Origin of the sequence: Pseudomonas sp. BF-R-19, assembly GCF_019956445.1 — a bacterium.
Classification (GTDB): domain Bacteria; phylum Pseudomonadota; class Gammaproteobacteria; order Pseudomonadales; family Pseudomonadaceae; genus Aquipseudomonas; species Aquipseudomonas fluorescens_BH.
Genome location: NZ_JAHBDN010000029.1, coordinates 16,894 through 43,182 on the forward strand (window position 1 = coordinate 16,894; position 26,289 = coordinate 43,182).

Sequence of the window (26,289 nt, forward strand, 5' to 3'; positions counted from 1 at the left end):
TTCGTTTGTCGCCGGCGCTGAAGGCTGCGATCTTTCGTCCATCCTTTACGTCTCCGCGCCAGGAATCCTGTTCATGAACCACCCGAACTTCGTCAGCCCTGACCTGATCCGCCAACGCTTCTCCAAAGCGATGTCCGACATGTACCGCGAGGAAGTGCCGTTGTACGGCGCGTTGATGGAGCTGGTGGAACAGACTAACCGTCACGTGCTGGACAGCGATGCGCAAATCCTGCGGCAGCTCACCAGCACCGGCGAAATCGAGCGCCTGGACCTGGAACGTCATGGGGCGATCCGCGTCGGTACGGCCGATGAACTGGCGACCCTCGCCCGCCTGTTCGCGGTGATGGGCATGCAACCGGTGGGTTACTACGACCTGACACCGGCTGGCGTGCCGGTGCACTCCACGGCTTTTCGCGCGGTGCATGAAGCGTCGTTGCAGGTCAGCCCGTTCCGGGTGTTCACCTCGCTGTTGCGCCTGGAACTGATCGAAGACCTGGCGCTGCGCGCGTTCGCCCAGTCGATGCTCGACCAGCGCTCGATCTTCACCCCCACGGCCCTCACGCTCATCGAACGCGCCGAATCCCGGGGTGGCCTAACCGAGCAGGAAGCCCAGGCGTTCGTCGAGCAGGCACTGGAAACGTTTCGCTGGCACCACAGCGCCACCGTCACCGCCGAACAGTATCGACAGCTCAGCGCCCAGCATCGCCTGATCGCCGACGTGGTGGCGTTCAAGGGCCCGCACATCAACCACTTGACGCCACGGACCCTGGACATCGACATCGTCCAGGCGCAGATGCCGGCCCATGGCATCACCCCCAAAGCGGTGATCGAAGGCCCGCCTCGCCGCCAGTGTCCGATCCTGCTGCGCCAGACCAGCTTCAAGGCCCTGGACGAGCCGATTGCCTTTACCGATCAAAGCGAGGCGCGCGGCAGCCACAGTGCCCGGTTCGGCGAGATCGAACAGCGCGGTGCCGCCCTCACGCCCAAAGGCCGCGCACTCTACGACCGCTTGCTCAATGCCGCACGGGACGAACTCAAGGACTTCCCCAACGAAGCCAACGCCGCGCGCTATAACGCCCTGATGGTGCAGCATTTCAGCGAGTTCCCTGACACCTGGGAAGGCATGCGCCAACAGGGCCTGGCTTACTTCCGCTACTTCGTGACGGAAAAAGGCCTGGCGGCGGGTGACCTGAAAAACGCGCCCCTGGAAGACCTGCTCAGCGACGGTTACCTGCGGGTTGAACCGCTGGTGTACGAAGATTTCCTGCCGGTCAGCGCGGCTGGGATTTTTCAGTCAAACCTGGGGGATGCGGCGCAAACCCGTTACGGCGCGCATGCCAACCAGCAAGCGTTCGAACAGGCCCTGGGGCGTTCGACGATCGATGAGCTGGGCCTGTATGCCGAGAGCCAGCGGCGTTCGATCGAACAGTGTTTCGCGGCATTGGCCGATGTTGTTCAAGTCAATAAAAAACATGACTGAACGATTTCTCATAACTCAATAAAAAACGGGCGACCTACAGGTCGCCCGCTTTTTTTATATCCAAAACTTTCAGTGCCGCAAACAAAGTGTCCGCCCAGTGCAACGGCCTCGGCAATCCATGCACTGGTAAAGAGCCCTGACACTGGGCGAACGGAAAGTATTTTAGTAGAAGCGAATTAATATGTCCGTGCCGCAAAGATGAAATTTATCGACACAATGTTTAACAGGATGTCGATTTAAATACTATGCAACACGGAATCTCAAACTCACCAGTTCGACCATTATGAGCTGATTATTCCTATACAAAACTTGCACAAAAACAATCAGCCCGAATAGAACCATTACTCGATATCAGTGCTTGCTGGTCACCGTCAATACGTCGGTATAAACCACGTTGACGCTTTGTCCGACTTTCAAGTCCTTGAGTTTCGCCTGGACTTCAGGTCGTTTGACGTCGACGGTCTTGGACTTGCCTTCCGGGTTCTCGAAGGTCACCTGGTTTTTCTTCAGGTCGATGTGGGTGATTTTCAGCTGCACTTTCACCTGGCGGTAAGCTTCGCCGCCCGGGTTGGCGCTGCCTGGCGCTGCGCGTATTTCGCCGATGGCTTCGGCGGTGCCGGGCAAACCTTTGTCGACATCGGTGTCGAGGTAGGCGGCAACGGCGCTGGTGACCGTGATGTCGACCGTATCGCCGGCCTTGAGGTTGTCGAGGTTTTTCGCCTTGTCGGTCAATTGCACAGGGAACTCATTACCCTGCGGGCCTTTGAGGACCACGGAATGATTCGCGGCATCAACCGAAACGACTTTGGTGGAGACCTGATCAGCCACCACGACTTCGGACAACGGAATTTCGGCGGCAACCGCGCCAAAACTGGCAGCAGACAACAAGGTAGCGAGGGTGATGGCTTTGGTCAGTGCATGGCGTTTCATAGGCAGAACATTCCCTGTGATAGATGGCAACAGACGGCGTTGAAACCAGGCTCAACGCCATGTGTGCGAGTGAGCATAGACGCTGTTCTGCGAGTGGTCGCGCCGGGGCGGTGATTTTCCTTGCACAAGCGCCTAGTACCCGGTCATTTCCAGATAGCCCTGCCCTGCATGGCTGCCACTGAGGCGCACCGGGCCTTCCCAGTAGGGAATGCGCAAGTCCATCCAGGCCTGGGGATTGAGCGCGGTGATGGCGATATCGAGGTGTCTGGCGGGGATCTTGATCGACCAGCGAATGGGCATTGTGCGCCCGGCAACCCGGGCGGTGTCTTGCGGCGTGAGGCTGATGTCGCCGGCGTGCAGCATTTGTGTCTGGCCCCGGGCGTCGATCCAGGTGCCGGTGAGGTAAGGCTCGCCGTCCTTGTGCCGCATGCGATACAGCATCACCTGCTCGCCGCTGTCCAGGTGCAGGGAAAACCAGTCCCAACCGGTCTGGTTGCTCGTCAGGGGCTGGCTGCTCCATTCGCGGTCGAGCCAGGCCGGGCCACTGACCTGAAAGGTCTTGCCGTCGATGTCCAGAGTGCCGCTGGCCTGGAAAAACGGCTGGCTGTAGTAGTAAGAAGCCTGGCCCTGCTCGGATTTCTGGCTGAACCCCCGGTCTCCCTGAAGCACCAGCGGACCCGTCGCGGTCAACCGCAGCCGGTAGCTGAAACGCCGGTCGCGGGCACTGAGTTGCAGGTCAGCCAACGGGTCGTCGGCCGTCGCCTGGCTACGCAATTGCCAGTCGTCGATCCATGCATTGAACGGCGCGACGCTGACACCGGCCTGACCGACGCCGCCACGGGCATAGCGCTCGGCCGCGTAATGCACCGTCGCCGAAGTCACCGCTGCGTGACCGAGCCAGATCGTCTGATTCTGCCAACCCGCCACCTCGGGGCTGGCTTTCAGGGCGCTGCGGAACAAGGTCCATTGCGCGCCGAACTCATTGCCCTGATCGTCCTTCAGGTTGGCCGTGACGTACCACCATTCGATGCGAAAGCCCTCGTGAGGGCCGTGATCCGCCGGGAAGCTGAACACCCGACTGGGCACCACCGGGGTGAACGCAGCGGCCTGGTTGCCCAGCCCGGCAAAGCCCTTTTCGACCGGTGCCGGTTGATCGCAACCGCTTGCCAGCAGCGCCAGGAGCAACACGCAGGCGTTAATCTTCATGGGCAAACGTCCGCAACAGGTCCGCCGGTTGCGTGCGGTACAAACGGTACAACGGCCAGGCCGAGGCCAGTAACGTCGCGACCAGCGCCAGCCCCATCAATTGCACCAATTGCCATGGAAACACCCGCAACGGCAGGCGCCAGCCAAAGGCCTGCACGTTGATCACCGTGTCCAGGCACCACGCCAGGGCGATGCCCAGCGGCAACGCCAGTACCAGGGTCAATATCGCCAGCAACCAGGTTTGCCCGAGGTTGAGCAACATCAGATGCCGACGCGTCACCCCCAGCGCCCACAGCGGCGCCAGTTGCCCGAGACGGCTCTGGCTTTGGGTCAACAGGCTGATGAACAGCGCCACCCCGGCCACGCACAGCGTCAGGCTGTTGAGGGCGGCGGTGGCGGCGAAGGTGCGTTCGAAGACTTGCGTGGACCAGCCCTTGAGCCGCGCCTGATTGACGATGCGGCTGTCCTCCAGGGTAAAGCGCGCCTGCAGCGCCGTGACGAACGCCGGGATCGACGCCGGTTCGATGCGCAGGTTGAAGCGGTTCGGTGTCAGTTGCGGCCAGCCGCGCAACAGGTGGTTGATGTTCACCAGAATATGGCCCTTGGGATTGCCGTAGTCGGCGTAGATCCCGACGATCCGCGGCGACCACGGGCCGGTGGGAGTCGGCAGCGTCAGGTGATCGCCCGGTTGCACGTGCAGGCGCCGGGCCAGTTGTTCGCTGAGCATCACCGCATCGTCTTTGGCCAGTCGCTCCCAAGGGTTGTCGCCCAAGGCTTCGAGCAGCGGCCAGTGCTGGCGATAGGTCGGATGGTCGATGATCCCGGACAGGTCCGTCGGCCAGCCCTGCAACTGGATCGAAACCTGCCAGTTGGGCAGCACCGCCGCCAGTTGCGGCTGCTGATTGAGCCAACCGTGCAGCTCCCGGGCCTGGGCCGGGTTCTGGGGATTGAGGTAAAGCTCTGCCGTCAGCCGTTGCTCGAGCCAATCGCTGAAGGTCTGGCGAAAGCCTGCAGTCATGCTGCCGGCACCGATATTCGCTGCCATGGCCAACAGCAGCGCCATCAACGCCAGGCTCAGGGCCGGCAGTTGCTGGCGGCAATCGGCAACAAACCACTGGCCGAGCACCGAGCGACTGCGCTGCGAAACGAGATTGAGCAGAGAACTGAGCACCACCGGCAACGCCAGCGCGGCACCGATCAACAGCGCCGCCATTAACACGAAGCCACTGACCAGGCTGTCGCCGAAGATCAACGCCAGCAGCGCGATCACCCCGGCCATTGCCGCCACCCCACCCTGGCGTCGCAACCAGCGTGCATGGGCCTGATGCCAGGCCTGCGGGTCAGCCAGCGCCAGCAATGGCAGACGCGCCGCCCGCAACAGGCTGTTGACCCCGGCCAGCAACGCGCCGATCAGACTCAGGCCGACACCACTGAACCACCATGTCAGGCTGAGGCTAAGTTGCCCCGCCACTTCGGCGCCATACAAGCCACGCAGGCTGGCCGCGACATCCGGCAACAGCACGCCGGCCAGCAGGTAGCCACTGACCACCCCGGCCACACCGCCGATCAGGGCCAAGCCAGCCAATTCGACGGCGAGACAAGCGATCAACATCCGCGCACTCACACCGCAGGCACGCAGGGTCCGCAGCAGGCTTCGCCGTTGCTCCAGCGCCAGCCCGATGGCGGCGTGTACGATAAACAGGCCGACCACGAACGACAGCACCCCCAGGGCATCGAGGTTCAGGTGGAAGCTTTCGGTCAGGCGTGTCAGGTTGTTTTCTTCGCCGGCGCGCTTGAGTTGCAGCTGCCCCTTGAACGGCTCCGGCAGCGGTGCGGTGAAATCCTTCGGTAACAGCAGCCGCGACACTTGATCCGGCAACCCCAGCACCTGCTGGGCAAAACCGATGTCCACCAGCAGCACACCGGGCGCCATATCGGCCTGCACATGCAATGGCGGCAGTGCCGCGCCCGCCAGGCTCAGTGGCCGGTCACCCTCGCGCAAACCCAGTGCCTGCAAGGTCTGCGACGATATCCAGGTACTGCCCGGCGGGCTGAAAAAATCGACCACCTGTTCAATCGCCAGGGCCTGCCCGGCCACCGCCGCGCCCGCCGGCAGCGACACCGGATCGATGCCCATCAACTGCAAGCGCTGCTCTTCGTGCCCCTTGAGCGTGACCCGGCCTTGCAGCACCGGTGACACCGGCCACCCGGCACGGCGCAGATCGATAAACCATTGCTGGGGGAACGTGCCGCCGCCGGGCGCACCGAGGCTGGCCTGGGGTTCGCCGCCGATTAACTGACTGGCGCGGGCATAACTGTCGCGGGCCTGGCTGTTGAGTGCCTGGACGCCGGTCAACAGACCGGTGGCCAACCATAGCCCGGTGAGCACACTGAAAAACTGCACCGGATGCTGCCGCCAGTGGCTGAGCAGCGCGCGCAGGGTTTCGCTGAAAATGTGCATGTCAGCGCTCTCCCGCACCGGCCAGGCGACCGCCGCACAGCAGGGCTTTTTCTGCCAGCCGTGCCGCTACGCCGGGACTGTGGGTGACCATCAACAGGCTGGTGGGGCTGTCGTCGAGCAATTCCAGCAGCAACTGCAACACCTCGGCACCGGTGGTTTCATCGAGGCTGCCGGTGGGCTCGTCGGCCAGCAGCAATTGGGGGCGCGATGCTAGCGCCCGGCCCAGCGCGACCCGTTGCTGCTGGCCGCCGGACAGTTGCTCCGGGTAGCGCCGCAGCAACTCGCCCAAGCCCAGGCGCTGCACCAGGTGCGCCTGCCAGCGCAGGTCATGGCGCCCCGCCAGGCGTGCCTGAATCGCCAGGTTGTCTTCGACCCGCAGGCTGCCGATCAGGTTGAATTGCTGGAACACCAGGCCGATTTCCGTACGACGCCAGTTCGCCAGTTGCCCTTCATTCATCTGCTCCAGGCGATGCTCGCCACTGCGGATGCTGCCGCGGTCGACCTTGTCCAGCCCGGCGATCAGGTGCAGCAAGGTGCTTTTGCCACTACCCGACTCGCCCATCAGCGCCAGGCTGCTGCCGGGCCTGAGCGTCAGGTCGACGCCTTGCAGCACCGGCAGCGGCCCCTGCGGTGTGGCGTAGCTTTTGAAAACGCCATGGACTTCAAGCATGGGTCAACCTGCTGGATATGCATGGGCCAAGGATAGCGGCCCTGAATGGTTTTTGTCCGCTGACGATCATGGCCCCGACCGGTCATCGCCCTACCCTCGAAGCTGGTCTGACCATAACGATAAAAAACGGAGACGCCATGCCTCGTTTCACCTTGAGCCCTCGTGGGCTGCTCGCTTGCCTGATCACTGCCTGCCTTGCGCAATCGGTGGTCGCCGCCGACGGACCGGTCGCAGCCAGCCCGCAAACCACGGCCAGTAACGCCGCCGTGCTGCAACAACTGCCCTTCACCGACCGCACCGACTACGAGTCGGTCACCAAGGGTCTGATCGCGCCGTTCAAGGGCCAGGTCAAGGACGCCTCGGGCAAGGTCATCTGGGATATCCAGGCCTATGACTTCCTCGCCAAGGATAAGGCCCCGGAGTCGGTCAACCCGAGCCTCTGGCGCCTGGCCCAGCTCAGCGCCCATGCCGGATTGTTCGAAGTCAGCCCGCGGCTGTATCAGGTGCGCGGCCTTGACCTCGCCAACATGACCATCATCGAAGGCGACGACGGTCTGATCATCATCGACCCACTGACCATGGCCGAAACCGCCAAGGCAGCACTGGACCTGTACTACCAGAACCGTCCGCACAAACCGGTGGTGGCGGTGATCTACAGCCACACCCACGTCGACCACTTCGGTGGTGTGCGCGGAGTCATCGACGAAGCCGACGTCAAGGCCGGCAAGGTCAAGGTGTTCGCCCCCGCCGGGTTCATGGAACACGTGATGAGCGAGAACGTCTACGCCGGCAACGCCATGAGCCGTCGCGCGCAGTTCCAGTTCGGCAGCCTGCTACCCCGTGGCGAAAAAGGCCAGGTCGATGCCGGCCTGGGCAAGAGCACGCCGAGCGGCGGCACCGTTACCCTGATCCCGCCCACCGACCTGATCGACAAGGAACTGGAAACCCGCACCATCGCCGGCCTCGACGTGGAGTTCCAGTTGACCCCGGGCACCGAGGCGCCGGCGGAGATGAACCTGTACCTGCCGCAGTTGCGCGCCTTGTGCATGGCGGAAAATGCCACGCAAATGATGCACAACATCCTCACCCCTCGCGGCGCCCAAGTGCGTGACGCCAAGGCCTGGGCCGAGTACCTGGACGGCAGCCTGGCGCGTTACGGCGACAAGAGCGACGTGTTGTTCGCCCAGCACAACTGGCCGACCTGGGGCGGCGAGCGCATCCGCACCTTCCTCGCCGACCAGCGCGACATGTACGCCTTCCTCAATGACCGCACCCTGCACCTGCTGAACCAGGGCCTGACGCCGCTGGAAATCGCCGACTCGATCAAGAAACTGCCCGGCAGCCTCGACCAGAAGTGGTACACCCGTGGCTACTACGGCTCACTGAGCTTCAACACCCGGGCGGTGTATCAGCGCTACATGGGGTTCTATGACGGTAACCCGGCCAACCTCAATCCGCTGCCTCCAGTGGAAACGGCCAAGCGTTCGGTCGAGGCCATGGGCGGTGAAGCGGCGGTGCTGGGGAAAATGCAGGCGGCGATGGCCAAGGGCGAATACCGCTGGGCCGCGCAACTGGGCAATCAGGTGCTGTTCGCCAACCCGGACAACGGCGACGCCCGCAAAGCCCAGGCCCAGGCGCTGGAGCAAATGGGCTATCAAAGTGAAAACGCCACCTGGCGCAACATGTACCTGACCGGCGCCATGGAACTGCGCAACGGCGTGCCGCCCAATGCGGGCACTTCGGTATCGGTGGACATGGTGCGGGCGATGAGCCCGCAGATGTTCTTCGACTTCCTGGCGGTGCGCCTGGACAGTGAAAAGGCCGTAGGCCATGACCTGACCCTGAACTGGACCTTCGATGACCTGAACCAGGACTTCAACCTGACCCTGCGCAATGGCGTGCTGACTCACCGTGCCGGGCTCAACGCTCAGGCGGATGCCAGCGTGACCATGAGCAAGGCCACCCTGGAGCAGATCAGCCTCAAGCAACTGGATATCCCGACGGCGATGCAGAAAGGCCTGATCAAGCTGCAAGGCAATGGCAAGAAGCTTGGGGAGTTGATGAGCAGCCTCGATACATTTGCGCCGCAGTTCAATATCGTCACCCCGTGAAACCAGGCACGCTGCCACTGGATGAATGCAGTACCTGTGGGAGCGAGCTTGCTCGCGATGGCGGTGTGGATCTTTACGGGTGTACATATCCGTTGCTGCGGTAACGGCCACTTTTGGTTCCGCCCTTACGGCGGGTCACTTGGAAAAGCCCCAAGTAACCAAGGGCTCTTGCCCCTGACGTTCGGTGCCTCGCTTAGGCTCGGCATGCCCTCGCTCCGGTCCTGCTCCGTGGGCCCGCCGCCATCGGCCATCCATGGCCGGCGGCGGCTAACCCGGCATCCATGCCGGGTTGCCCACTGCGCAGAACCGGAACGAAGCCTCACGAGGGGGCAAGAAGATCAAAAGCCAAAGCAAAAGCGAGGCGACCTACCGGCCGGCCTGGTTGCTGGCTTCGTTCACCTGTGATTCACAGGATAAACGCAGTACCTGTGGGAGCGGGCTTGCTCGCGAAGGGGCCGTCAGATCCGACATCATCATTGACTGACAATCCGCTTTCGCGAGCAAGCCCGCTCCCACAAGGATCCAGGTTGTACACAGTATGTGTGAACGACACAGATCCAATGTGGGAGCGACGGTGCGGCGATCCGACCTGCTCGCGATGCGGTTCAGGCAGACACCACTTCAACCACCGGCATTTGCCAGCGCTGATTGACCACCTGCTGCCCGGGTCCATACAGGCGCAGGACCAGGGTGAACGCCCCGCTTGCTGGCGTCGGCAACCAGTTGCTCTGCGCAGGCGGAGCCGTGTTCTGCAGGATCAACGTCAACCCACCGTCCGCATCCTCTTGCAAACGATCCCGACTGCTCAGGCAGTAACGATTGATCGGGTTGGCTACCAGTTGCCGGTCCGGCAAGTCATACAAGGTCAGCGACCAGAACTCGCTGGCCGGCGGCAATTGACCCGGTGCGAAACGCAGGCGATAGCTTCGCCCGCCCTGCAAGGGTTGTCCCTGATTATCCAGGCGAGTGCCGGTGTAGAAGGCCTCTTCCACGCTGTTGCCGTAGATGCCGACATTCGCCGCGACTGCGCGGTTGAGGTAATTGCCGTTCAGCGCTTCGCGAGTGCCGAACAGGCCGAGGGTGGTGCGTACCTGGCTCACCGCGGTTTGCAGTTGCGCCTGGGCGTCTTGAATCCCGGCGAGCAGTGCCTGGCGCGTGGCCTGCGGCAACGTCGCCGGGTCGAAACCCTGGCCGGGCACGATGCCGATCCGGGCAAAGCGTGCACGCAAGGCTTGCTCGGACGGTTGCGTGGGGCACAGGCTGAGGATCTGGTTCAGCGTCGCGATGAACTCCGGCCCCAACCCGGTCTTGCTGTCCCAGGGTTGCCAGTCAATGGCTGGCGCAGCCACGGGCGGCGCACTGCCGATGTATTCATGCAACGCACGCAAACCGTATTGCTGCTGCAAGGCACGCACCGCCGGCAGGTCCTCGGCGTTTTTCAGGCCCGTTCGCCCAAGCACCATGACGATTTCGGTTTCACTGCGCAGCACGGCCTTGACGCCGTCCGGTGTCGGGCCCTGCCAGTCGGGCCCGGCGATCAGGTAGTTCCCCGCTTCGCGACCGGTGCTGAGCACGCCGACATAGGCAAAGTTGTGGGTGTACTGGTCGACCAGTTGAAGCACGTAATAGCGCTCGTCATCGATCGCCGGCACGCTCAACACCTGGGGTTCGCTGCGCAGGTCGAGCCAGGCCCAGGAGTACGGCGTGTCGTTGTTCGGCGTGACGATGTCGCGGTTGTTCGGGGTAAACAACTCGCTGTAATGACGAAAGCGGTTGAAGCCGCCGACGTACTCCGGCGCAGACGGGTTGAGCGCCTGTTTCTCCATGGTCTGGTAATGCATGAGCATGGGGTAGGCGTAAATCCACGCCTCTTTGGCAATCTGCCGCAGGTCCTCGGAATCGGCGGCCAGCAACCAGCGCGGAAACATCAGGCTGCCGCCCAATACCCCCATGCCACCCAGCACCCGGCGGCGAGTGAAAATCAGGTTCATGATTCGATCCTCGTTATCGTCGGCAACTGATAACGCCCGTCCAATGCCCCGCCCTTGGGCAGGTACAGGCGCAACAGCAGGTTGAACGGACCTTGCGGCGTCGGCAGCCAGTTGCCCTGCGGCGCAGCCTTGGGCACATCGGCTTGCAGGATCAGGGTCAAGCCGCCGTCGGCATCGTATTGTAGACCAGGGCTGCGGTCGCCCAAGGCATAACGCTGGATCGGGTTGGCCACCAGCAACTGGGTTTTGCCGTCATACAGGGTCAGCGACCAGAACGCATTCACTGGTGGCAATTGCCCGGCGGAAAAATGCAGGCGATAAGCGTGCTGGCCGGTGAGCGCCTGCCCCTCGGCATCGTGCAAGGCCATCGGGTACAACGCTTCCACCGCATCGTTGGCGTAGATGTAGCGCCAGGCGACCGCGGCACGGGTCAGGTCATCGTCGCCGTATTTGCCGACGTTGGACGGCGACGGCAACCAGCCCTGTTGTTCCACCGATAGCTGGCTGGAGGCTGCGCGTACCTGCTCGCGACCGGCTTCGGCGCCTTGGGCGACGGCTTCGCTCAAGTCTTCCGGGGCCTTGAATTCGATCCCCGGCTTCACGCCGATGGCGGCGAAACGGGCCAGTTTCTGTTGTTCGCTGGCGGTCCATTGGTGCAAGGGAGCCAGCGCGTTGAAGGTGTTGAACAGCGCCTGCGCCGGCCCCTGTTTGGTGTCCGCATACGCCGGCAGTTGCAGCGGTGCCAACGGTTCAGGGGTCGCGCCGCCATTCACTTTGGACAGCGGTTGCAAGGCGTAGCCCTTCAGCACTTGCGCGGCGTCTTTCTGATCCGCTTCGCCCTTGACCTCGGTCCGTCCCAACAGGAAGACCAGCCGGCTCGGCGAGCGAATCACCGCGCTGAAACCCGATGGTATTGGCCCCTTCCAGTCCGGCCCGACAATCAGGTAACGCCCCGCCTGCTCACCCGTGGCGCGGGTGCCGATGTAGTCGAGGTTGTCGGTGCGCATGTCCACCAGTTGAAAACTGTAGTAGCGACCCTGCACGGCCGGCACGTCCAGCACCATCGGTTCGCTGCGCAGATCGAGCAAGGCGCGGGAGTAGAAGGTGTCGTTGTTGGGCGACACCACTTTGTTGTCTTGCGGACCGAGCAGGCGCGGTTCGCTGTAGAGCCGGTTGAACGGCAGTTTCGCGGCGATGGCGCTGAGCACCTTGTCGTGTTCGACGGTGGCGTAGGCGAACACGTAGGCCTCCTGCGCCAGGGCTTTCGCCTGCTGTCGGTCGAGGGTTGCGGCGTGAACAGTGCCCAGGCTCGCGCCCAGGGCCAGAGCGGATATCCAGTAGCGCACGGTAGATCTCCTGTAGCAAAACATCAGCACACACAGATCCCTGTGGGAGCGGGCTTGCTCGCGAAAGCGGTGTGACATGCAACATTGCAGTCGCCTGACACTCCCTCTTCGCGAGCAAGCCCGCTCCCACATTGGATTTGCGGTGGATTGGCGAATGGTTACTTGGCCCAGCGCCGCAGGTCCGACGGGGTGTAGTCGTCGGTCTTGGCGGCGAAGCCCACGCGCATCGGCTCGGTCTCTTCGTTGGCCAGGCCGCCGGCGTAGTAGCGTCCGGAGATCAGGTCATAGGAGGTTTCCAGCACGTTGTAGGTGAAGCCGTGGTCGTACTGCTGGATCGCGTGCAGTTCACCGCTGCGCCACAGTTCACCGCGGCTGTCGTACTGGTCCGACTGGGCGATCTGCCAACTGTCCTCGTCCACATAGAACCGGCGCTTGGCGTAGATATGCCGCGCATCAGGCTTGAGGGTCGCCTCCACCACCCACACGCGGTGCTTCTCGTAGCGGGCCAGGTCCTGGTTGACGTGGTTGGGCTTGATCACGGCGTCGTACTTGAGGTCGCGGCTGCCGATCTTGTAGCTGTTGTAAGGGATGAACAGCTCTTGCTTGCCCACCAGTTTCCAGTCGAAACGGTCCGGCGCGCCGTTGTAGCCATCGATGTTGTCGGCAGTGATCAGGCCGTTGCTGTAACGGGCGCTGTTGTCGTAGGCGATCATCGGCGCACGACGCACGCGACGTTGCCCCGGCAGGTATTGCCAGGCCGAACGCGGCTCGGCGACCTGGTCGATCGGCTCGTGCACCAGCACCGCCTCGCCGGACAGACGCGCCGGTTCCAGCACCCGGCTCTTGAACATGAACAGGATGTTCGAGTTGGGTTCCAGCCCGCCCACGGTGTCGGCGAAGTTGATCAACGACTGGTTGCGCACATAGCTGGTGGCGCCGTTTTCACGCACCAGCGCGGCGCTGCTGATGCGCTCGTAGCTGCCGCCGCGATAACGGGTCATGTGGTTCCACATCACCTCCAGGCCTTCGGTGGGCAACGGAAACGGAATGCCCCTGGCGTAGTCATGCACGCCGTTGCCGCCATCGGCCATGCTGGTCTTGGCGACGTTCTCACGACTGGCCGCCAGCACCTCCTTGGGTAGGTTGGCGCTGCGATGGCTCGGGTAGATGTTCATCTTGTAGGTGTCGGGAAAACGCTTGAACAACGCGACTTGGCCCGGGCTGAGAAACTTCTGGTACTGCGCCACGTTCTTCGCGGTGACGGTGAACAACGGTTTCTCGGCGGCATACGGATCGCTGTAGCCGCCCTTGCTGTCGACGGTGCCGGCGTTGCTCGCCAGGCCACCGGTCCAGGCCGGAATGCTGCCGTCGGCATTGGCTGCCATTTCCGAGCCCATGGGGGTCAGGGTCTTGCCCAGTGCCGCCGAATCAGTGCCTTTGGCCTGGGCCAGGCCGACGGTGCAAGCCAGGGCCAGCACGCACAATTGCATACGCATAACGGTTCTCCTTAGAAGTCTGCCTTGAAGCTGACGGATGCGAAATCGCGGTCGTCGAGGGTGCTGTAGTCGTTGGAACCGAAGAACGCGTTGTAGGCCAGTTCCACGCTGTAATCGTTCATGTAGACGCCGGTCAGGCTCACGCCCAGCGCTTGCTGGCCTTCCTGGAACGGCCCTTGCGGATCGTAGGAATAGCCCGAGATGTCATGCCGCCAGTTGACGGCCGGAATCAGGTTGATGCCCGGCAACACATCGCTGTACTCGAGGCTGGCGCGCAGGCGATAACCCCACGACCAATCGGTGGCAAAGCCCTTGTCGGTGCAGTATTGGTTGGTCACACCGGAAGCCACCGTATTGCACAGCGTGCCGTTGCGCGGGGCGCTGCGGCCGAACGCGGCGTTACGGCCCAGGCGCTCGTCCCCGAGATCGTCGATGTGCACGACCCCGACTTCACCGAACAGGCTCAGGCGCGTGGCGCCCAGCACGTTGTCGATGGCCTGGGTGGCCGAACCGGTCAACTGCCAGACGCCCTTGCGTTCCCACGCATCGAACTGGCTGCCATTGGTGGTGCTGAAACCGGGCGGCAACTGCACCCAGGAACTGCCCCCTGGCCCTGAAATCACGGCGACGTTGACGTCGGGCGCGTTGATCGCGATCGGCATGTTCGGTCGGTAGCTCAACTCACCGGCCAGGGAAATCCCGGTGACCGGCTCGACGCCGTTGAGGCTGATGCCGTACAGGTGAATGTTTTCCGGGAAAGCCGCCGCATAGCTCGGCCCCTGGATGCCACCGGGGAAGGTGCCGGGCAAGGCGGTGTTCCTGGCGTTAATGGTGAAATACGGCAACCGCGAGTGATAGTTGATGTAGTAGATCGCCGCTTCCGCATCGTTGAGCGCCGGGATCATCTGGCGCAGGGCGAAGCCGAACTGGCCGTTGTCGGACGGCGATTCGTTGCCCCGGGACGTGGCGAACAAACCCGCAGCCTGCATCTGTTGATCGGTCTGTACCTGACTCAGGAACAGCGGCCCGCAACCCGGCTGGATCACATCGCTGCTGGCGAAGAAAGTGCCGCAACCGTCAAGTACGCTGGGGCGCCAGTTGTACTGGTAGAAACCTTCGAGGTTGGTGCTGTCGGTCAGGCCAAAGCTGAAGGAGACCATCTCCACCGGCAATTGGCCTTCCTTGATTTCCACGCCGGGACGGTTGAACGCCGAGATGTCCAGCGGGTTGATCACGTTGATACCGTTCTGGATCAGCAGCGCTTCGCCCCAGGACAACACCTGGTTGCCGACCTTCACGTTCAGCGGATGCCCGGCCACCTGGAAGTCTTTCCAGACGTACGCATCGAGCACCTCGAAGCCCTTGAACTTGGCCAGGTCGTCCCAGCCTGAATCGTCGAAATCCTTGAAGCGGCCATTGCCGGTTTCATAGGCGTGGTCGTACCAGTATTTGAAGCGAATGAACGCGCCCTGGCCCTGGCCATCGAGACTGACATCGGTGAGGCCCTTGAAGAGTTGCGAGATGGTGTCGCCCTTCTCGAAATTCAGCCGGTTGTCGTCGGCGCTGACGCTGGTGCCATTGGCGTTCACGCCCTGGGCCTGCAAGGCGTTGGCGCGGGTCATCAGGCTTTTGTCGGGGTTTTGCGTCGACCAGCTGCTGCCCAGGCTCAGGCTGGTCTTGGTCGACAGGCTCCAGTCTTCGTTGAGGTCGAATGTGGTGGCGTACGTTGGCCCCGTCAGTACGGCAAGAATCGCCAGCGCAAGGGGTTGCGGGCGAGTATGGCCAAGCCGGTGAAGCCGCGGACGGACTCCGGCTGTGGCCGAGCGTTTTTTTATCATTATTAGGCTCCGGTCAGGTTTGCTCAGCCTGGACACGGTGCCCAACTATCGGCCACGACACGCAAGCGATGGCCGACAAAAAATAATCATCGGGGGATCTGCGGGGCAGGCGGTATTTGTTTTTAAGGTGTACATCTCCGTTACTGCGGATGCGGTTACCTGTGGGAGCGAGCCTGCTCGCGATGGCTGCTTGGCAGGCGATATGGATTTTTGAGGGTGTACATATCCGTTGCTGCGGTTACGGCCGCTATTGGTTCCGCCCTTACGGCGGGTCACTTTCGAAAAGCGCGAAAGTAACCAAAGCGCTTTGCCCCTTACGTTCGGTGCCTCGCCAAGGCTCGGCATGCCCTCGCTCCGGTCCTGCTCCGTGGGCCCGCCGCCATCGGCCATCCATGGCCAGCGGCGGCTAACCCGGCATCCATGCCGGGTTGCCCACTGCGCAGAACCTCCACTCGGCCTCTCGAGGGGGCAAGAAGATCAAGATCAAAAGCCAAAGCCAAAGCCAAAGCCAAAGCCAAAGCGAGGCGGCCTACCGGCCGGCCTGTTTGCGGGGTTCGTTCGCCTTTGAGAATTGAGTTGGCTGACAGGCCGTCATCGCGAGCAAGCTCGCTCCCACAGGGGACGTGGTTGTACACGGATTTTGCGCCTGACACTGGTCAACTGTGGGAGCGGCGGTGCGACGATTCGACTTGCTCGCGAAAGCGCAGTGTCAGCCAACAGAGATGTTGAATGATCAACCGCATTCGCGAGCAAGCCCGCTCCCACAGAAGAGCAAAAGCAGGTCGGCGTACACCCACGCTCTTCACCACTCATCAGGCCGAGCGTTAGCTCGCCTGCAGCTCTTGATCTTGATCCACCCGCCCCCTCGGCAGGCTGAGTGGAGGCGTTCATCCGGGGGCAGGCGCGCAGCGCCGTTCGGCGCAGTCGAACACATCGAGAGGAGGTCGAGCGAAGCCGACCGGAGGCGATGCCCCCGGATGAATGCCGGAGCGAAGGAACCCCGAGCCGAGGCGAGGGGCCGTACGTTCGGGGCGAGCGTTTTTTGGGTTATTTTTTTTAGGCGCTTGTAAAAAAGTGACTCGCCGTAAGGGCGAAACCGCCAGCCGCCATTACCGCAGAAACAGATATGTACTCAATCAACCAAGAACCTGGTCGGCCCGAAGGCCGCCAAGTTCAAAAGCCAAGATCAAGCCAAACTCTTGCTGACCACTTCAAACACATCACTGGACAACTGCCCCGAAGCCCGAATCCGCTCCAGCTCCCCCTTCATCAAAACCTGACGAGCACTGTCGTACTTGCGCCAGCGAGTCAAAGGCGCCAACTGCCGAGAAGCAATCTGCGGATTGAAGCCATTCAACTCGATCACCAGATCGGCCAGGAAGCGATACCCGGAACCGTCGGCCGCATGGAAGTTGATCAGGTTCTGCCCGGCAAACGCACCGACCAATGCCCGCACCTTGTTCGGGTTCTTGATGTTGAACGCCGGATGCTGCATCAACGCCTTGGTCCGTGCCAGACCACCGGGCAACACGCTGCCGGCCTGGACGCTGAACCACTGGTCCATGACCAGCGGGTTGTCCTTGAAGTGCTCGGCGAAGCTGGCCAGTGCCTTGGCTTTCTCGGCTTCGAACGGTGAATTGACCAACACGGCAAGTGCGGTCAGGCGCTCGGTCATGTTGTCACACGAATCGAACTGCTCCAGGGTCGCCGCCACAACTTCCTGCTTGCCGCTGAGCATCAGGTAGGACAGCGCGATGTTCTGCAACGCGCGGCGGGCAAAGTGCTCGGCTTCGGCCACGTACGGCGTCTGCCTGGACAGTTCGCGATTGCCCTGATAACGCAGCCACAGACCTTCGAACAACGCATCGGCCAATTGCTTGCGGGCAAATTCACGCGCCGTGTGAATCGCTTCGACATCCGCCACTTCGCTGATCTCGGTCAGGTATGCCTCGCTTGGCAGCGAGAGCATTTCGGCGACCATGGCCTGATCCAGCGACTCATCCGAAAGCACCGTGCGCAGCGCCGACACCAGTCGCTGATCGAGCACCAGCGCTTCGCCCTTCTGCTGCTGGCCGATCAACTCTTGCAGCACCTGCACCGACAATTGCTGGCCGGCATCCCAGCGGTTGAAGCCGTCGCTGTCGTGCTGCATCAGGAACATCAACTGGTCGCGGTTGTACGGGAAACTCAGTTTCACCGGCGCCGAGAAGCCGCGCAGCAACGATGGCAGCGGTTGTTCGGCGATGTCGACGAAGGTGAAAGTCTGCTCGGCTTCGGTCACCGAAATGACCCGAGAGGTGCCTTGCGCGGCGGCTTCACCGGACAGACGCAGGGCAATTGCCGCGCCTTTGGAGTCCAGCAGGCCCAGCTCGACCGGGATCACGAACGGCAGTTTTTGTACCTTGTCCGGGGTTTCCGGGCAGCTCTGGCGGAAGGTCAGGCTGTAGGTTTTCGCGGCGGCGTCGTAGGACTCAGTTACCGCCAGACGCGGTGTACCGGCCTGGCTGTACCAGCGCTTGAACTGGGTCAGGTCGACACCGTTGGCATCTTCCATCGCCTTGATGAAGTCATCGCAGGTCACGGCCTGGCCGTCGTGGCGTTCGAAGTACAGGTCGCTGCCTTTGCGGAAGCCTTCGGCGCCGAGCAAGGTGTGGATCATGCCGACCACTTCCGAGCCTTTCTCGTACACGGTCAAAGTGTAGAAGTTGGAAATCTCGATGAAGCTGTCCGGGCGCACGGCGTGGGCCATGGGGCCGGCGTCTTCGGCGAACTGGTGGGTGCGCAGGTACGCCACGTCCTGGATGCGCTTGACCGTGGCCGAGTTCATGTCCGAGGAGAAACCGGCATCGCGGAACACCGTGAAGCCTTCCTTGAGCGACAGCTGGAACCAGTCGCGGCAGGTCACGCGGTTGCCCGACCAGTTGTGGAAGTACTCGTGGGCGACGATCGCTTCGACCCGCTGATGCGCGGCGTCGGTGGCGGTTTCGGCCTTGGCCAGCACGGCGCTGGAGTTGAAGATGTTGAGGCCCTTGTTCTCCATGGCGCCCATGTTGAAGTCATTCACGGCGACGATCATGAAGATGTCCAGGTCGTACTCGCGCCCGTAGACCTCTTCGTCCCAGCGCATGGATTTCTTCAGGCTGTTCATCGCGTGCTGGCACTTGTCGATGTTTTCCGGCTCGACGTAAATGCGCAGCGCCACGTTGCGCTCGCTCAGGGTGGTGAAGCTGTCTTCGACGCACCACAGGTCACCGGCCACCAGCGCGAACAGGTACGCCGGCTTCTTGAACGGGTCTTCCCAGGTCGCCCAGTGCCGGCCTTCTTCACCGGGACCGGAAGCGATCGGGTTGCCGTTGGACAGCAGCACCGGATAGCTGTGTTGTTCGGCAACGACCGTGGTGGTGAAGGTGCTCATCACGTCCGGGCGATCGAGGTAATAGGTGATCTTGCGAAAGCCTTCGGCCTCGCACTGGGTGCAGAACATCGTGCCGGACTTGTACAGGCCTTCCAGCGCGGTGTTGGTTTCCGGGTGGATCCGGACGCTGGTGTCGACCGTGAAGGTGCTGCTGGTCGGATGCAGGGTCAGGTGATTCTCGGTCAGCTGATACTGCGCCTCGGAAAGCTCCTGGTCAGCCAGAGTAACCGACAGCAGTTCCAGCTGCTGGCCATCCAGCACCAGCGGCGGCAGGCCCGGGCCACGCTCGGGGTTGCGGCGCATCACCAGTTGCGCATGGACCAGGCTGTGGTCCTCGTACAACTCGAAGGTCAGGTGCGTTTCGTCGATCAGGTATTCGGGCGCCTGATAGTCCTTGAGGTAAATCATCTTCGGTTGTTCGGTGCGCATGCTGGAGTCCTTACTGATGCACGGCGAGCTGGTAAGCCGTGTATTTACGAATGTTGATCACGCCGGTATCGAAGATCAGGTATTGGCCCTTGATCCCCATCAGCGTGCCTTCGGCAATCGGGTTCTTGTCCAGGTTAAAGCTGACGATCTTCGTCGGGTACTGCTCGACCGGGTAGCGGATTTCCAGCGGTTCGACGTCGGTTACCGGCTGGATCGCCTGCAAGCCAAATCGCTGCTGCAACCCGAGCAAGCCTTCAGCGCAGCTGTCGAACAGTTGATCGCGGACCTCGACCAGGTTCACCGCCGCCGCATCGCCCTTGAGTAAAGCACGCCAGTTGGTCTTGTCGGCCACCTGGCTGCGGAACAGGTCTTCGACAAAACCAGACTGCTGGCGGGTCGATACGCGCATGATCGGCAACGCCTGGCTCGCGCCCTGGTCGAGCCAGCGGGTCGGCAACTGGGTAGCACGGGTAATCCCGACTTTGACCCCCGACGAATTGGCCAGGTACACCACGTGGTCGGTCATGCAGAACTTCTCGCCCCACTCAGGTTCCCGGCAAGTGCCGGCCTCGAAGTGGCAGCGTTCCGGGCTCATGATGCACACGTCGCACTGGGCCAGCTTGGTCATGCATGGGTAGCAGTAACCCTGGCTGAAACTGGTCTTGGTCTTGCGTCCGCAATGGATGCAGTGGATCGCGCCCAGGTATTCCAGGCGCACCGTGGTGCCGATCAACGGATTGACCGGGACCTCGGTTTCGCCCAGACGGAAAGCGTATTGCACGTTCGACCCGTCAAGGCGCGCCGACATTTTGCTGATTGCACCGCGGCCAATCTCGATCAATGGATGGCATCCGACTTGAACAGGATATTCGGCACTTGAATCGACTTCGAGCTGCATTCCTGCGGGCCCATGTAGCCCGTGCGCTGGTCCTCGGGCAGGTTCTGGATTTCCCAGGCGATCATCGCCTGCAGCGACAGCTCGCGTTGTTCGGCGGTGAGTTTGCCACCGTCGGACCATTTGCCGATTTCCACGGCCAGTTTCAGGCTCTCGTAGATATCAGGGGTGATGTTGTTGATCATTTCGTTAAAAGAGGACATTGGGTCTCCGTCTCTTTATTGCATGTTCTGAATTAGGCGGCCAGTTTACGGCGGTTATACAAACCGCCCAACAAACCGGTGAAGCATCCGATGAGTAACCCGCTGACGTGGGCCGCGTTGGCGATTTCGCCGAAGCCGATCATCGACACCAGCCCGGACAGGCACAGCAGCAACCACACCAGCATCATCACCAGCACGCCGCGCGGCAGGCGATAAGCCGGGTTCGGCGCCAGCAACTGGAATATCCAGCAATGCCCGAGCAGGCCGTACAGTACGCCGGACAAACCGCCGAACAAGGTCGGGCCGCTGAAGAAATACTGGGCGAAGTTGGACACCAGGCTGAACAGCAAGGTCAGGCCGATCAGGTTGATACTGCCCTGGCGCGATTCGATGCGCCGCCCCAATTCCCAGTACCACATGCCGTTCATCGCCAGGTGCAGGATGCCGAAGTGGATCAGCATCGGCGTGACCAGGCGCCACCACTGCCCCGCCGCCAGGCTGTCGGCCAGTGGCGTGAAGTGGAGGTACTCGCCGACCACGCGGAATTCGAGGAAGGTCAGCCAGCGCATCGTTTCAAGGTTGTCACCCAGCAAGGTGATCGCGCCGACGATCATGCTCAGCAGCAATACCAGCGCGGTGGCCCTGGCGTATTTCAACTGCTCGACGAACCCCGGACGGTTGACGGTTTGCGCCAGCGGAATGTCCAGTTGCTGATCGGGATCGCCCGCCGGAAACCGTTCGTACAGCGCACGCACGTCTTCACTGATGTTCTGTGGCACCCACAACACCTGCTCGCCAGCTTCCTCGCTGACCCGATGGGGCACTTGCATGCGCTTGAGCAGGGTGACGAACCCGCTCAAGTCCACCGCCAGGGGCAGACGCAATACCGCTACAGCACTCATTGCAGCACCTCCGGCCGCTCGACATCGACCCAGACGAATTTTTGCGGATCCAGGCGGGTTTCCTGATCCAGTCGGTAGGCAACCAGTTTGCCGTACAGCACTGCGCTGTAATCCAGGCAGGCCAGGTTCGGCCGGATCGGCGCCGGTTTGCCGCTGCGCCAGTAATGGCCGACGAACAACAGCGGTTCATCGATGCCGTAGCGCAGCAAACTGTTCTTTTCGGTGGACGTCAGCGGCGTCCGGGCCACGGGTTCGGGCAGTGCATCCGGCTGGAACACGATATCGCCGTAGGTTTTCGGATCGTCTTCCCAGAACTTGGTCCGGAAGAACGAACGCACCAGGCCGTCGCCGCTGGTCATGGTCAGGCCATGGGGCAAGCGCATGTCCGTACCGCGCAGCAGCCGGTCGAATACGGTGCAGGCAAAAGAGCCCGACTCCGCCGACGCCTGGAGAAAATGCTCATCGATGCAGCCGTTGGGGAACAACGCCCGCAGCGGCTCGATCAGCCCCGCGTCCCAGCAGGCGTGGACCACGCGAAAACGCCCGGCATCGACGAACAATGGCAATTTGTAGAACCATTGCTGGAAGTCGTGCCAGTCACCCGGATGGTGTTCGAACTGGGTCAGGGTTTCGTGCAGCAGGCGGGCATGGCGCGGCGTGTGCTCGCGCACGAACTGCTTGCCGCTGCCGGGCAGCGCCGGCGTGCTCCAGCCCAGCGCATTGAACTCGTGGTTGCCCATGATGCACAGCGCCTGACCGGCCTCGACCATGTCGTGGACGATATGCAGCGCCTCGCGAATCCGCGGGCCGCGGTCGATGATATCGCCGACGAACACCGCCATGCGCGAGGCATGCCGCCAGACGCCACCCTGTTTGTGATAACCAAGTCGGTCGAGCAAGTGCTCCAGGGTCAGGGCGCAACCGTGCACGTCACCGATCAGGTCGTAGCTACGCGCGGGATCGAGCATCAGTCGCCTCCACCCCCCAACTTGCTGCCCCAGCCGAGCTTGGTCCGGCAGACTTCATAGTAGTTGTGGTCCAGCGGATGGATCAGCCGCAGTTTCTGGGCTTTCTTGCTGACGGTAATGGTGTCGCCCGGCGCGCAGGTAAAGTGGTTCTGCCCGTCGCACGAGACTTGCGGGTAAATCTGCATATCCTTGGACACGACGATTTTCAGCTCACTGTTGCCATCGACCACGATCGGTCTACCCGACAAGGTATGGGGGTACATCGGCACAATCACAATAGCGTCGAGCTTGGGATGCATGATCGGCCCGCCGGCAGACAACGCGTAGGCGGTGGAACCGGTCGGCGTGGCGACGATCAGGCCGTCGGCCTTCTGGCTGCAGACGAACTGGCCGTCGATGTACAGCTCGAACTCGATCATTCGCGTGGATTTGCCAGGGTGCAGCACCACGTCGTTCAGTGCGTCGCCCTGGCCGATGGCTTCGCCGTGGCGACGGACTTCGGCCTGCAACAGGAAGCGGTTTTCCACCAGGTAGTGGCCGTCCAGCACTTCGGCGACCTTGGTTTCCAGCTCATCGGGACGGATGTCGGTGAGGAAACCCAGGCTGCCGCGGTTGATGCCGAGCACCGGAATATTGTGCTTGGCCAGTGCCCGGGCGGCACCGAGCAGGCTGCCGTCACCACCGACCACGATGACCATGTCGCAGACTTCGCCGAGCATCTTGCGCGACGAGGTTTGCAAGCCGTGCCCTGGCAGCACTTCGGCGATGGTGTCTTCGAGGATCACGTGCAGGTGACGATCGAGCAGAAACCGTTTCAGTCGGCGGACGGTATCCAGCACCTGGGAACTGCCCAGGCGACCGATGATGCCGATATTGCGAAATTGCTCCATGGGGCTCCTGCGGGGATCTGCGTGGCGGCGAAAACCACGATTATGGGCGAAAGCCGCCCGTAGACAAAATCCTTTCAGCTTCAAGGGTGTGCCCGGGTTTCGGGCTATGCTCGCAAGATGATGCTATTTCCGGATTTACTCCACCTGCCCCATCAGTTACGCCATCCCGAAGTGCGTGACCTGGCGTGGGTCATCCTCGCGCCGCCCATGCTGGGCGATACCCCGTGGCCGCAGCGCCACCCGCTGGCCGGCAGCGACTGGGTGCAGGCACCGGATCGGCTGGAGCACTGGCTGCGCCAGCTGGATCGGGACAGTTATGGCTTGCTGCACTGGCTGGCCCAGGCCAGGACCCGGCGCCTGGGCTTGTACTACGAACGCCTCTGGCAATTCGCCGTGCAGCATGCCCCGGGCATTGAACTGATTGCCGCCAACCTGCCGATTCGCCGCGAGGGGCACACCCTGGGTGAACTGGACATGCTGCTGCGCGACCGCGACGGCGTGCATCACCTGGAACTGGCGATCAAGCTCTACCTCGGCCCGCAATCCGGCGACGGACACGACACCGCCCAATGGTTGGGCCCGGGCTGCCACGACCGGCTCGACCGCAAACTGGCGCACTTGAGCCAGCATCAATTGCCGATTTCCGCGCGCCCCGAGAGCCGTGAAGTGCTGGCGGCGCTGGATATTCAAGCCTTCAGCGCGCAATTGTGGCTGGGCGGGTACTTGCTGTACCCATGGCCCGGACAGGCCGCCTCGCCGTCGGGGGCCCATCCGCAGCATTTGCGCGGTCGCTGGCTGCACCAGAAGGATTGGCCGGCGTTGTTGGCCCAAAGCCCGCCCGGTCGCTGGCAACCCCTACCCCGCCACGCCTGGCTGGCGCCAGCGCATTATTCGGCGGAGCACACCTGGAACCCCGGACAGATGCAGGCGTGGCTGGACGAACTGGAACCCTTGGCACCGGCGCAGTTGCTGGTGCGCCTGACGGAAAATGCCAGCGGCGACTGGGAAGAGGCCGAACGGCTGTTTCTGGTGGCGGATCTTTGGCCGAATGTGCCGGGACAGGGTTGAGTTTTGTATTGCCTGAGCCGGCCCCTTCGCGAGCAAGCCCGCTCCCACAGGGATCTTCAGTGGATACAAAACTTGCGTATGACTGAGATCCAATGTGGGAGCGAGCCTGCTCGCGATGGGGCCAACCCGGTCTAAACGGACAACCGCGCCGAATCACATCACAAGCGAATCACATGCCCCTCCACGGGTGGGACCTGGCCATGGACCAAGCGGGAAATGACCCTTTGCGCCGCCTCGTAACCCTGACTTTCAATGACTTCCAGCAAAGGCTTTTCGCTCCCGGTCACTCGCTGGAAAAACCGCACCAACCCTTCGCCGATATGCTGGCTGACCCCTTCCGGCCCCCATTCGGCATTGCGCTTGCGGATCTGGATCGGCGCAAAAAAGAACACCGGTTGTGGCCCTTCGATAGCCGTCAGCCGTGGCTCATCGGTACTTTGCGCAGAGCCGGCGAAACAACTGTAGAGCAGGTGCCCGGCAAAGTGCTGGTGGACCTGATCACGTAGATTGAGGTCGCCGGAAAAATCCACGTACAGCGTAGGACGGTCACCGGTGAGGTTGGCCAACTCGGCATAGGGCAGCACGTGTTCGTAACAACCGAGGGTTTCGACAAAGGCTTTGTTGGCGGCGGACGTCAGCGCCACACGCTCCAGTTGCGGATGATTTTCCAGACACACGGCCGTGCCGTAGGCGGTTTTGCTGGAAGCGCTGGAGAACACCAGGCGGGTCGCATCGAAAAACCGGTTGTCCTGCAGGAAGTCCGCCAGCATCGATGAGGTCAGAAACAACGGCTTGAGCAATATCTGCAGATTTTCGGTTTCTGGCCTGTAGTACAAATCCCAACTGCAGCGCGTGTATTGGTTGTACGCAGAGGTCAACCCCGACCGGTGTTCGGCCCCATCGTAAAAGCCGCGTTCGGTGACCCGTTCCGGGCGCATCCACAGGTGGCTGGCCAGCGGAAAGTAACCGTAGAAACGTTCGCCCACCTCGATGCCATCCACCTTTGATGCAATGACGTCGGCAACCCCCCAGGCAGGAACGTGGCCCCAATCCGCCAGGCCTGTAGGAAAGAAACCCCAGTAGTTCATTGAATCGCCATAAGCCGCGTACGTAATGTTGTTGGTGGTCAATGCGCAACGATCAATCTTCAAGATCACCTCGCCGGCTGCCGGGATCAGGCTACGTTGCTCCCGCTCTATCCGGCTCTGGTCCAGGGCGTTTTTACGGGTGATCAGCCGTGTTACCGTGGTGAAATCCTGCATGTTCGGTCTCCTGCTGCGACACAGTGGCGGGTCACTCAAGAGTAATCACAGCCGATGAAGAGTGGGTTCGGAAACACCAAGGGCAGCTCGCCCATCCTCAATTCCCGCGCCAAGCCGCTGAAACGGCCGAGTCAGGCCCGGGCGATTTTCACCGTCGAGGCGATTTACGAGGCTTTTGTTCGGATTTGGCAGCGTGATGGCTGGTCAGGGCTGACCACCCGGGAAGTGGCATTGGAAGCCGGCGTGGCGATTGGCACGCTGTATGACTATTTCCCGAGCAAGGAAGCCCTGCTGTCGGGTTACATCCGGCATCGCCTGGATGTATTGCTGGCGCAAATGGATCAAGACGTTATCCAGCCAACCGACCTGGACTGGCAAACTCGCATCAAGCGTCTTGTGTGCCTGACCTGCGACCCTGACGATGCCCGACAACCCCTGTTCAACCATGCCGCGTCGCTCATCGAGCATCAGATCGCCGAACCCAAGCATCATCGTAGGGTGTACGAGGAACTGTCGCAAAAATGGCGTGAAGCCTTTGCTGCTTGCCGCGATTTGCCGATGCAGCCATCAGCACCGACTATTGAAGCCTGGGTGATCATGGCTTGGGGCGGTCGCCGCTATTGCGTCACAGCGCAACCGGCAGCGGAGCAAACTGCCGCCTGGCTGTCGGAAATGGAAACGATGATTTGTAGCCGGTTATCCAGCGCTTCGTAGGACAAAGCGCTGGC

General features: G+C 62.0%; 19 protein-coding genes. 4 read left to right on the forward strand and 15 right to left on the reverse strand.

Annotated elements, in window-relative coordinates; all coding sequences use genetic code 11:
• Positions 1-73: 73 nt before the first annotated feature.
• A complete protein-coding gene (locus tag KGB28_RS01965) occupies positions 74-1,480 on the forward strand; it encodes a VOC family protein (protein ID WP_223441727.1) in 1,407 nt (468 codons plus the stop codon).
• A 351-nt stretch (positions 1,481-1,831) separates the two neighbouring features.
• Here the strand turns inward: KGB28_RS01965 and KGB28_RS01970 are convergent, their stop codons facing one another.
• From KGB28_RS01970 to KGB28_RS01985, 4 genes are all read right to left on the reverse strand, one after another.
• Positions 1,832-2,410: a hypothetical protein gene (locus tag KGB28_RS01970; RefSeq protein WP_223441729.1), complete on the reverse strand. Its 579-nt coding sequence runs from the start codon at positions 2,408-2,410 to the stop codon at positions 1,832-1,834.
• A 132-nt stretch (positions 2,411-2,542) separates the two neighbouring features.
• A complete protein-coding gene (locus KGB28_RS01975) occupies positions 2,543-3,616 on the reverse strand; it encodes a lipocalin-like domain-containing protein (RefSeq protein WP_223441730.1) in 1,074 nt (357 codons plus the stop codon).
• Entirely contained in the window at positions 3,606-6,077 is a 2,472-nt protein-coding gene (locus tag KGB28_RS01980) for an ABC transporter permease (protein WP_223441732.1), read from the reverse strand. Before KGB28_RS01980 ends, KGB28_RS01975 begins: the two co-directional genes overlap by 11 nt.
• A gap of 1 nt (position 6,078) precedes the next feature.
• Positions 6,079-6,747, reverse strand: coding sequence for an ABC transporter ATP-binding protein (locus tag KGB28_RS01985; protein WP_223441733.1), 669 nt, complete (start codon positions 6,745-6,747; stop codon positions 6,079-6,081).
• 137 nt (positions 6,748-6,884) lie between these two features.
• Here KGB28_RS01985 and KGB28_RS01990 point away from each other — a divergent pair, with 137 nt between their 5' ends.
• Positions 6,885-8,858, forward strand: coding sequence for an alkyl/aryl-sulfatase (locus tag KGB28_RS01990; RefSeq protein WP_223441735.1), 1,974 nt, complete (start codon positions 6,885-6,887; stop codon positions 8,856-8,858).
• Between the two features lie 605 nt (positions 8,859-9,463).
• Here the strand turns inward: KGB28_RS01990 and KGB28_RS01995 are convergent.
• The 10 genes from KGB28_RS01995 to KGB28_RS02040 form a co-directional block, all read right to left on the reverse strand.
• Positions 9,464-10,849 (reverse strand): DUF1254 domain-containing protein, encoded by a 1,386-nt coding sequence (locus tag KGB28_RS01995; RefSeq protein ID WP_223441737.1) that lies wholly within the window; start codon positions 10,847-10,849, stop codon positions 9,464-9,466.
• Positions 10,846-12,195: a DUF1254 domain-containing protein gene (locus KGB28_RS02000; protein ID WP_223441740.1), complete on the reverse strand. Its 1,350-nt coding sequence runs from the start codon at positions 12,193-12,195 to the stop codon at positions 10,846-10,848. The genes KGB28_RS01995 and KGB28_RS02000 overlap by 4 nt, the downstream gene beginning before the upstream one ends.
• A 158-nt stretch (positions 12,196-12,353) precedes the next feature.
• Positions 12,354-13,691: a DUF1329 domain-containing protein gene (locus KGB28_RS02005; RefSeq protein ID WP_223441743.1), complete on the reverse strand. Its 1,338-nt coding sequence runs from the start codon at positions 13,689-13,691 to the stop codon at positions 12,354-12,356.
• An 11-nt stretch (positions 13,692-13,702) separates the two neighbouring features.
• Positions 13,703-15,529 carry a DUF1302 domain-containing protein gene (locus KGB28_RS02010; protein ID WP_223441746.1) on the reverse strand — a complete coding sequence of 609 codons (1,827 nt, stop codon included), beginning with the start codon at positions 15,527-15,529 and terminating at the stop codon, positions 13,703-13,705.
• A 1,186-nt stretch (positions 15,530-16,715) separates the two neighbouring features.
• Positions 16,716-19,373 (reverse strand): aminopeptidase N, encoded by a 2,658-nt coding sequence (gene pepN, locus KGB28_RS02015; protein ID WP_223441749.1) that lies wholly within the window; start codon positions 19,371-19,373, stop codon positions 16,716-16,718.
• 10 nt (positions 19,374-19,383) lie between these two features.
• On the reverse strand, positions 19,384-20,214 hold the full coding sequence (locus KGB28_RS02020; protein WP_223441752.1) for a DUF2797 domain-containing protein: 831 nt from the start codon (positions 20,212-20,214) through the stop codon (positions 19,384-19,386).
• Entirely contained in the window at positions 20,211-20,471 is a 261-nt protein-coding gene (locus tag KGB28_RS02025; RefSeq protein WP_056727623.1) for a YeaC family protein, read from the reverse strand. Before KGB28_RS02025 ends, KGB28_RS02020 begins: the two co-directional genes overlap by 4 nt.
• A 32-nt stretch (positions 20,472-20,503) precedes the next feature.
• Entirely contained in the window at positions 20,504-21,373 is an 870-nt protein-coding gene (locus KGB28_RS02030; protein ID WP_223441754.1) for a rhomboid family intramembrane serine protease, read from the reverse strand.
• Complete coding sequence (locus tag KGB28_RS02035) at positions 21,370-22,344, reverse strand: metallophosphoesterase (protein WP_411740566.1); 975 nt, start codon at positions 22,342-22,344, stop codon at positions 21,370-21,372. Before KGB28_RS02035 ends, KGB28_RS02030 begins: the two co-directional genes overlap by 4 nt.
• On the reverse strand, positions 22,341-23,231 hold the full coding sequence (locus KGB28_RS02040; protein ID WP_008016128.1) for an NAD(+) kinase: 891 nt from the start codon (positions 23,229-23,231) through the stop codon (positions 22,341-22,343). The genes KGB28_RS02035 and KGB28_RS02040 overlap by 4 nt, the downstream gene beginning before the upstream one ends.
• A 117-nt stretch (positions 23,232-23,348) precedes the next feature.
• Between KGB28_RS02040 and KGB28_RS02045 the strand changes: the two genes are divergently transcribed.
• Entirely contained in the window at positions 23,349-24,299 is a 951-nt protein-coding gene (locus KGB28_RS02045; protein WP_223441756.1) for a DUF1853 family protein, read from the forward strand.
• Between the two features lie 158 nt (positions 24,300-24,457).
• On the opposite strand, the gene KGB28_RS02050 is transcribed toward KGB28_RS02045, so the two are convergent.
• Positions 24,458-25,561, reverse strand: coding sequence for a DUF2855 family protein (locus tag KGB28_RS02050; RefSeq protein ID WP_223441758.1), 1,104 nt, complete (start codon positions 25,559-25,561; stop codon positions 24,458-24,460).
• 54 nt (positions 25,562-25,615) lie between these two features.
• On the opposite strand from KGB28_RS02050, the gene KGB28_RS02055 reads away from it, so the two are divergent.
• Positions 25,616-26,275 (forward strand): TetR/AcrR family transcriptional regulator, encoded by a 660-nt coding sequence (locus KGB28_RS02055; protein ID WP_223441759.1) that lies wholly within the window; start codon positions 25,616-25,618, stop codon positions 26,273-26,275.
• Positions 26,276-26,289: the final 14 nt, after the last annotated feature.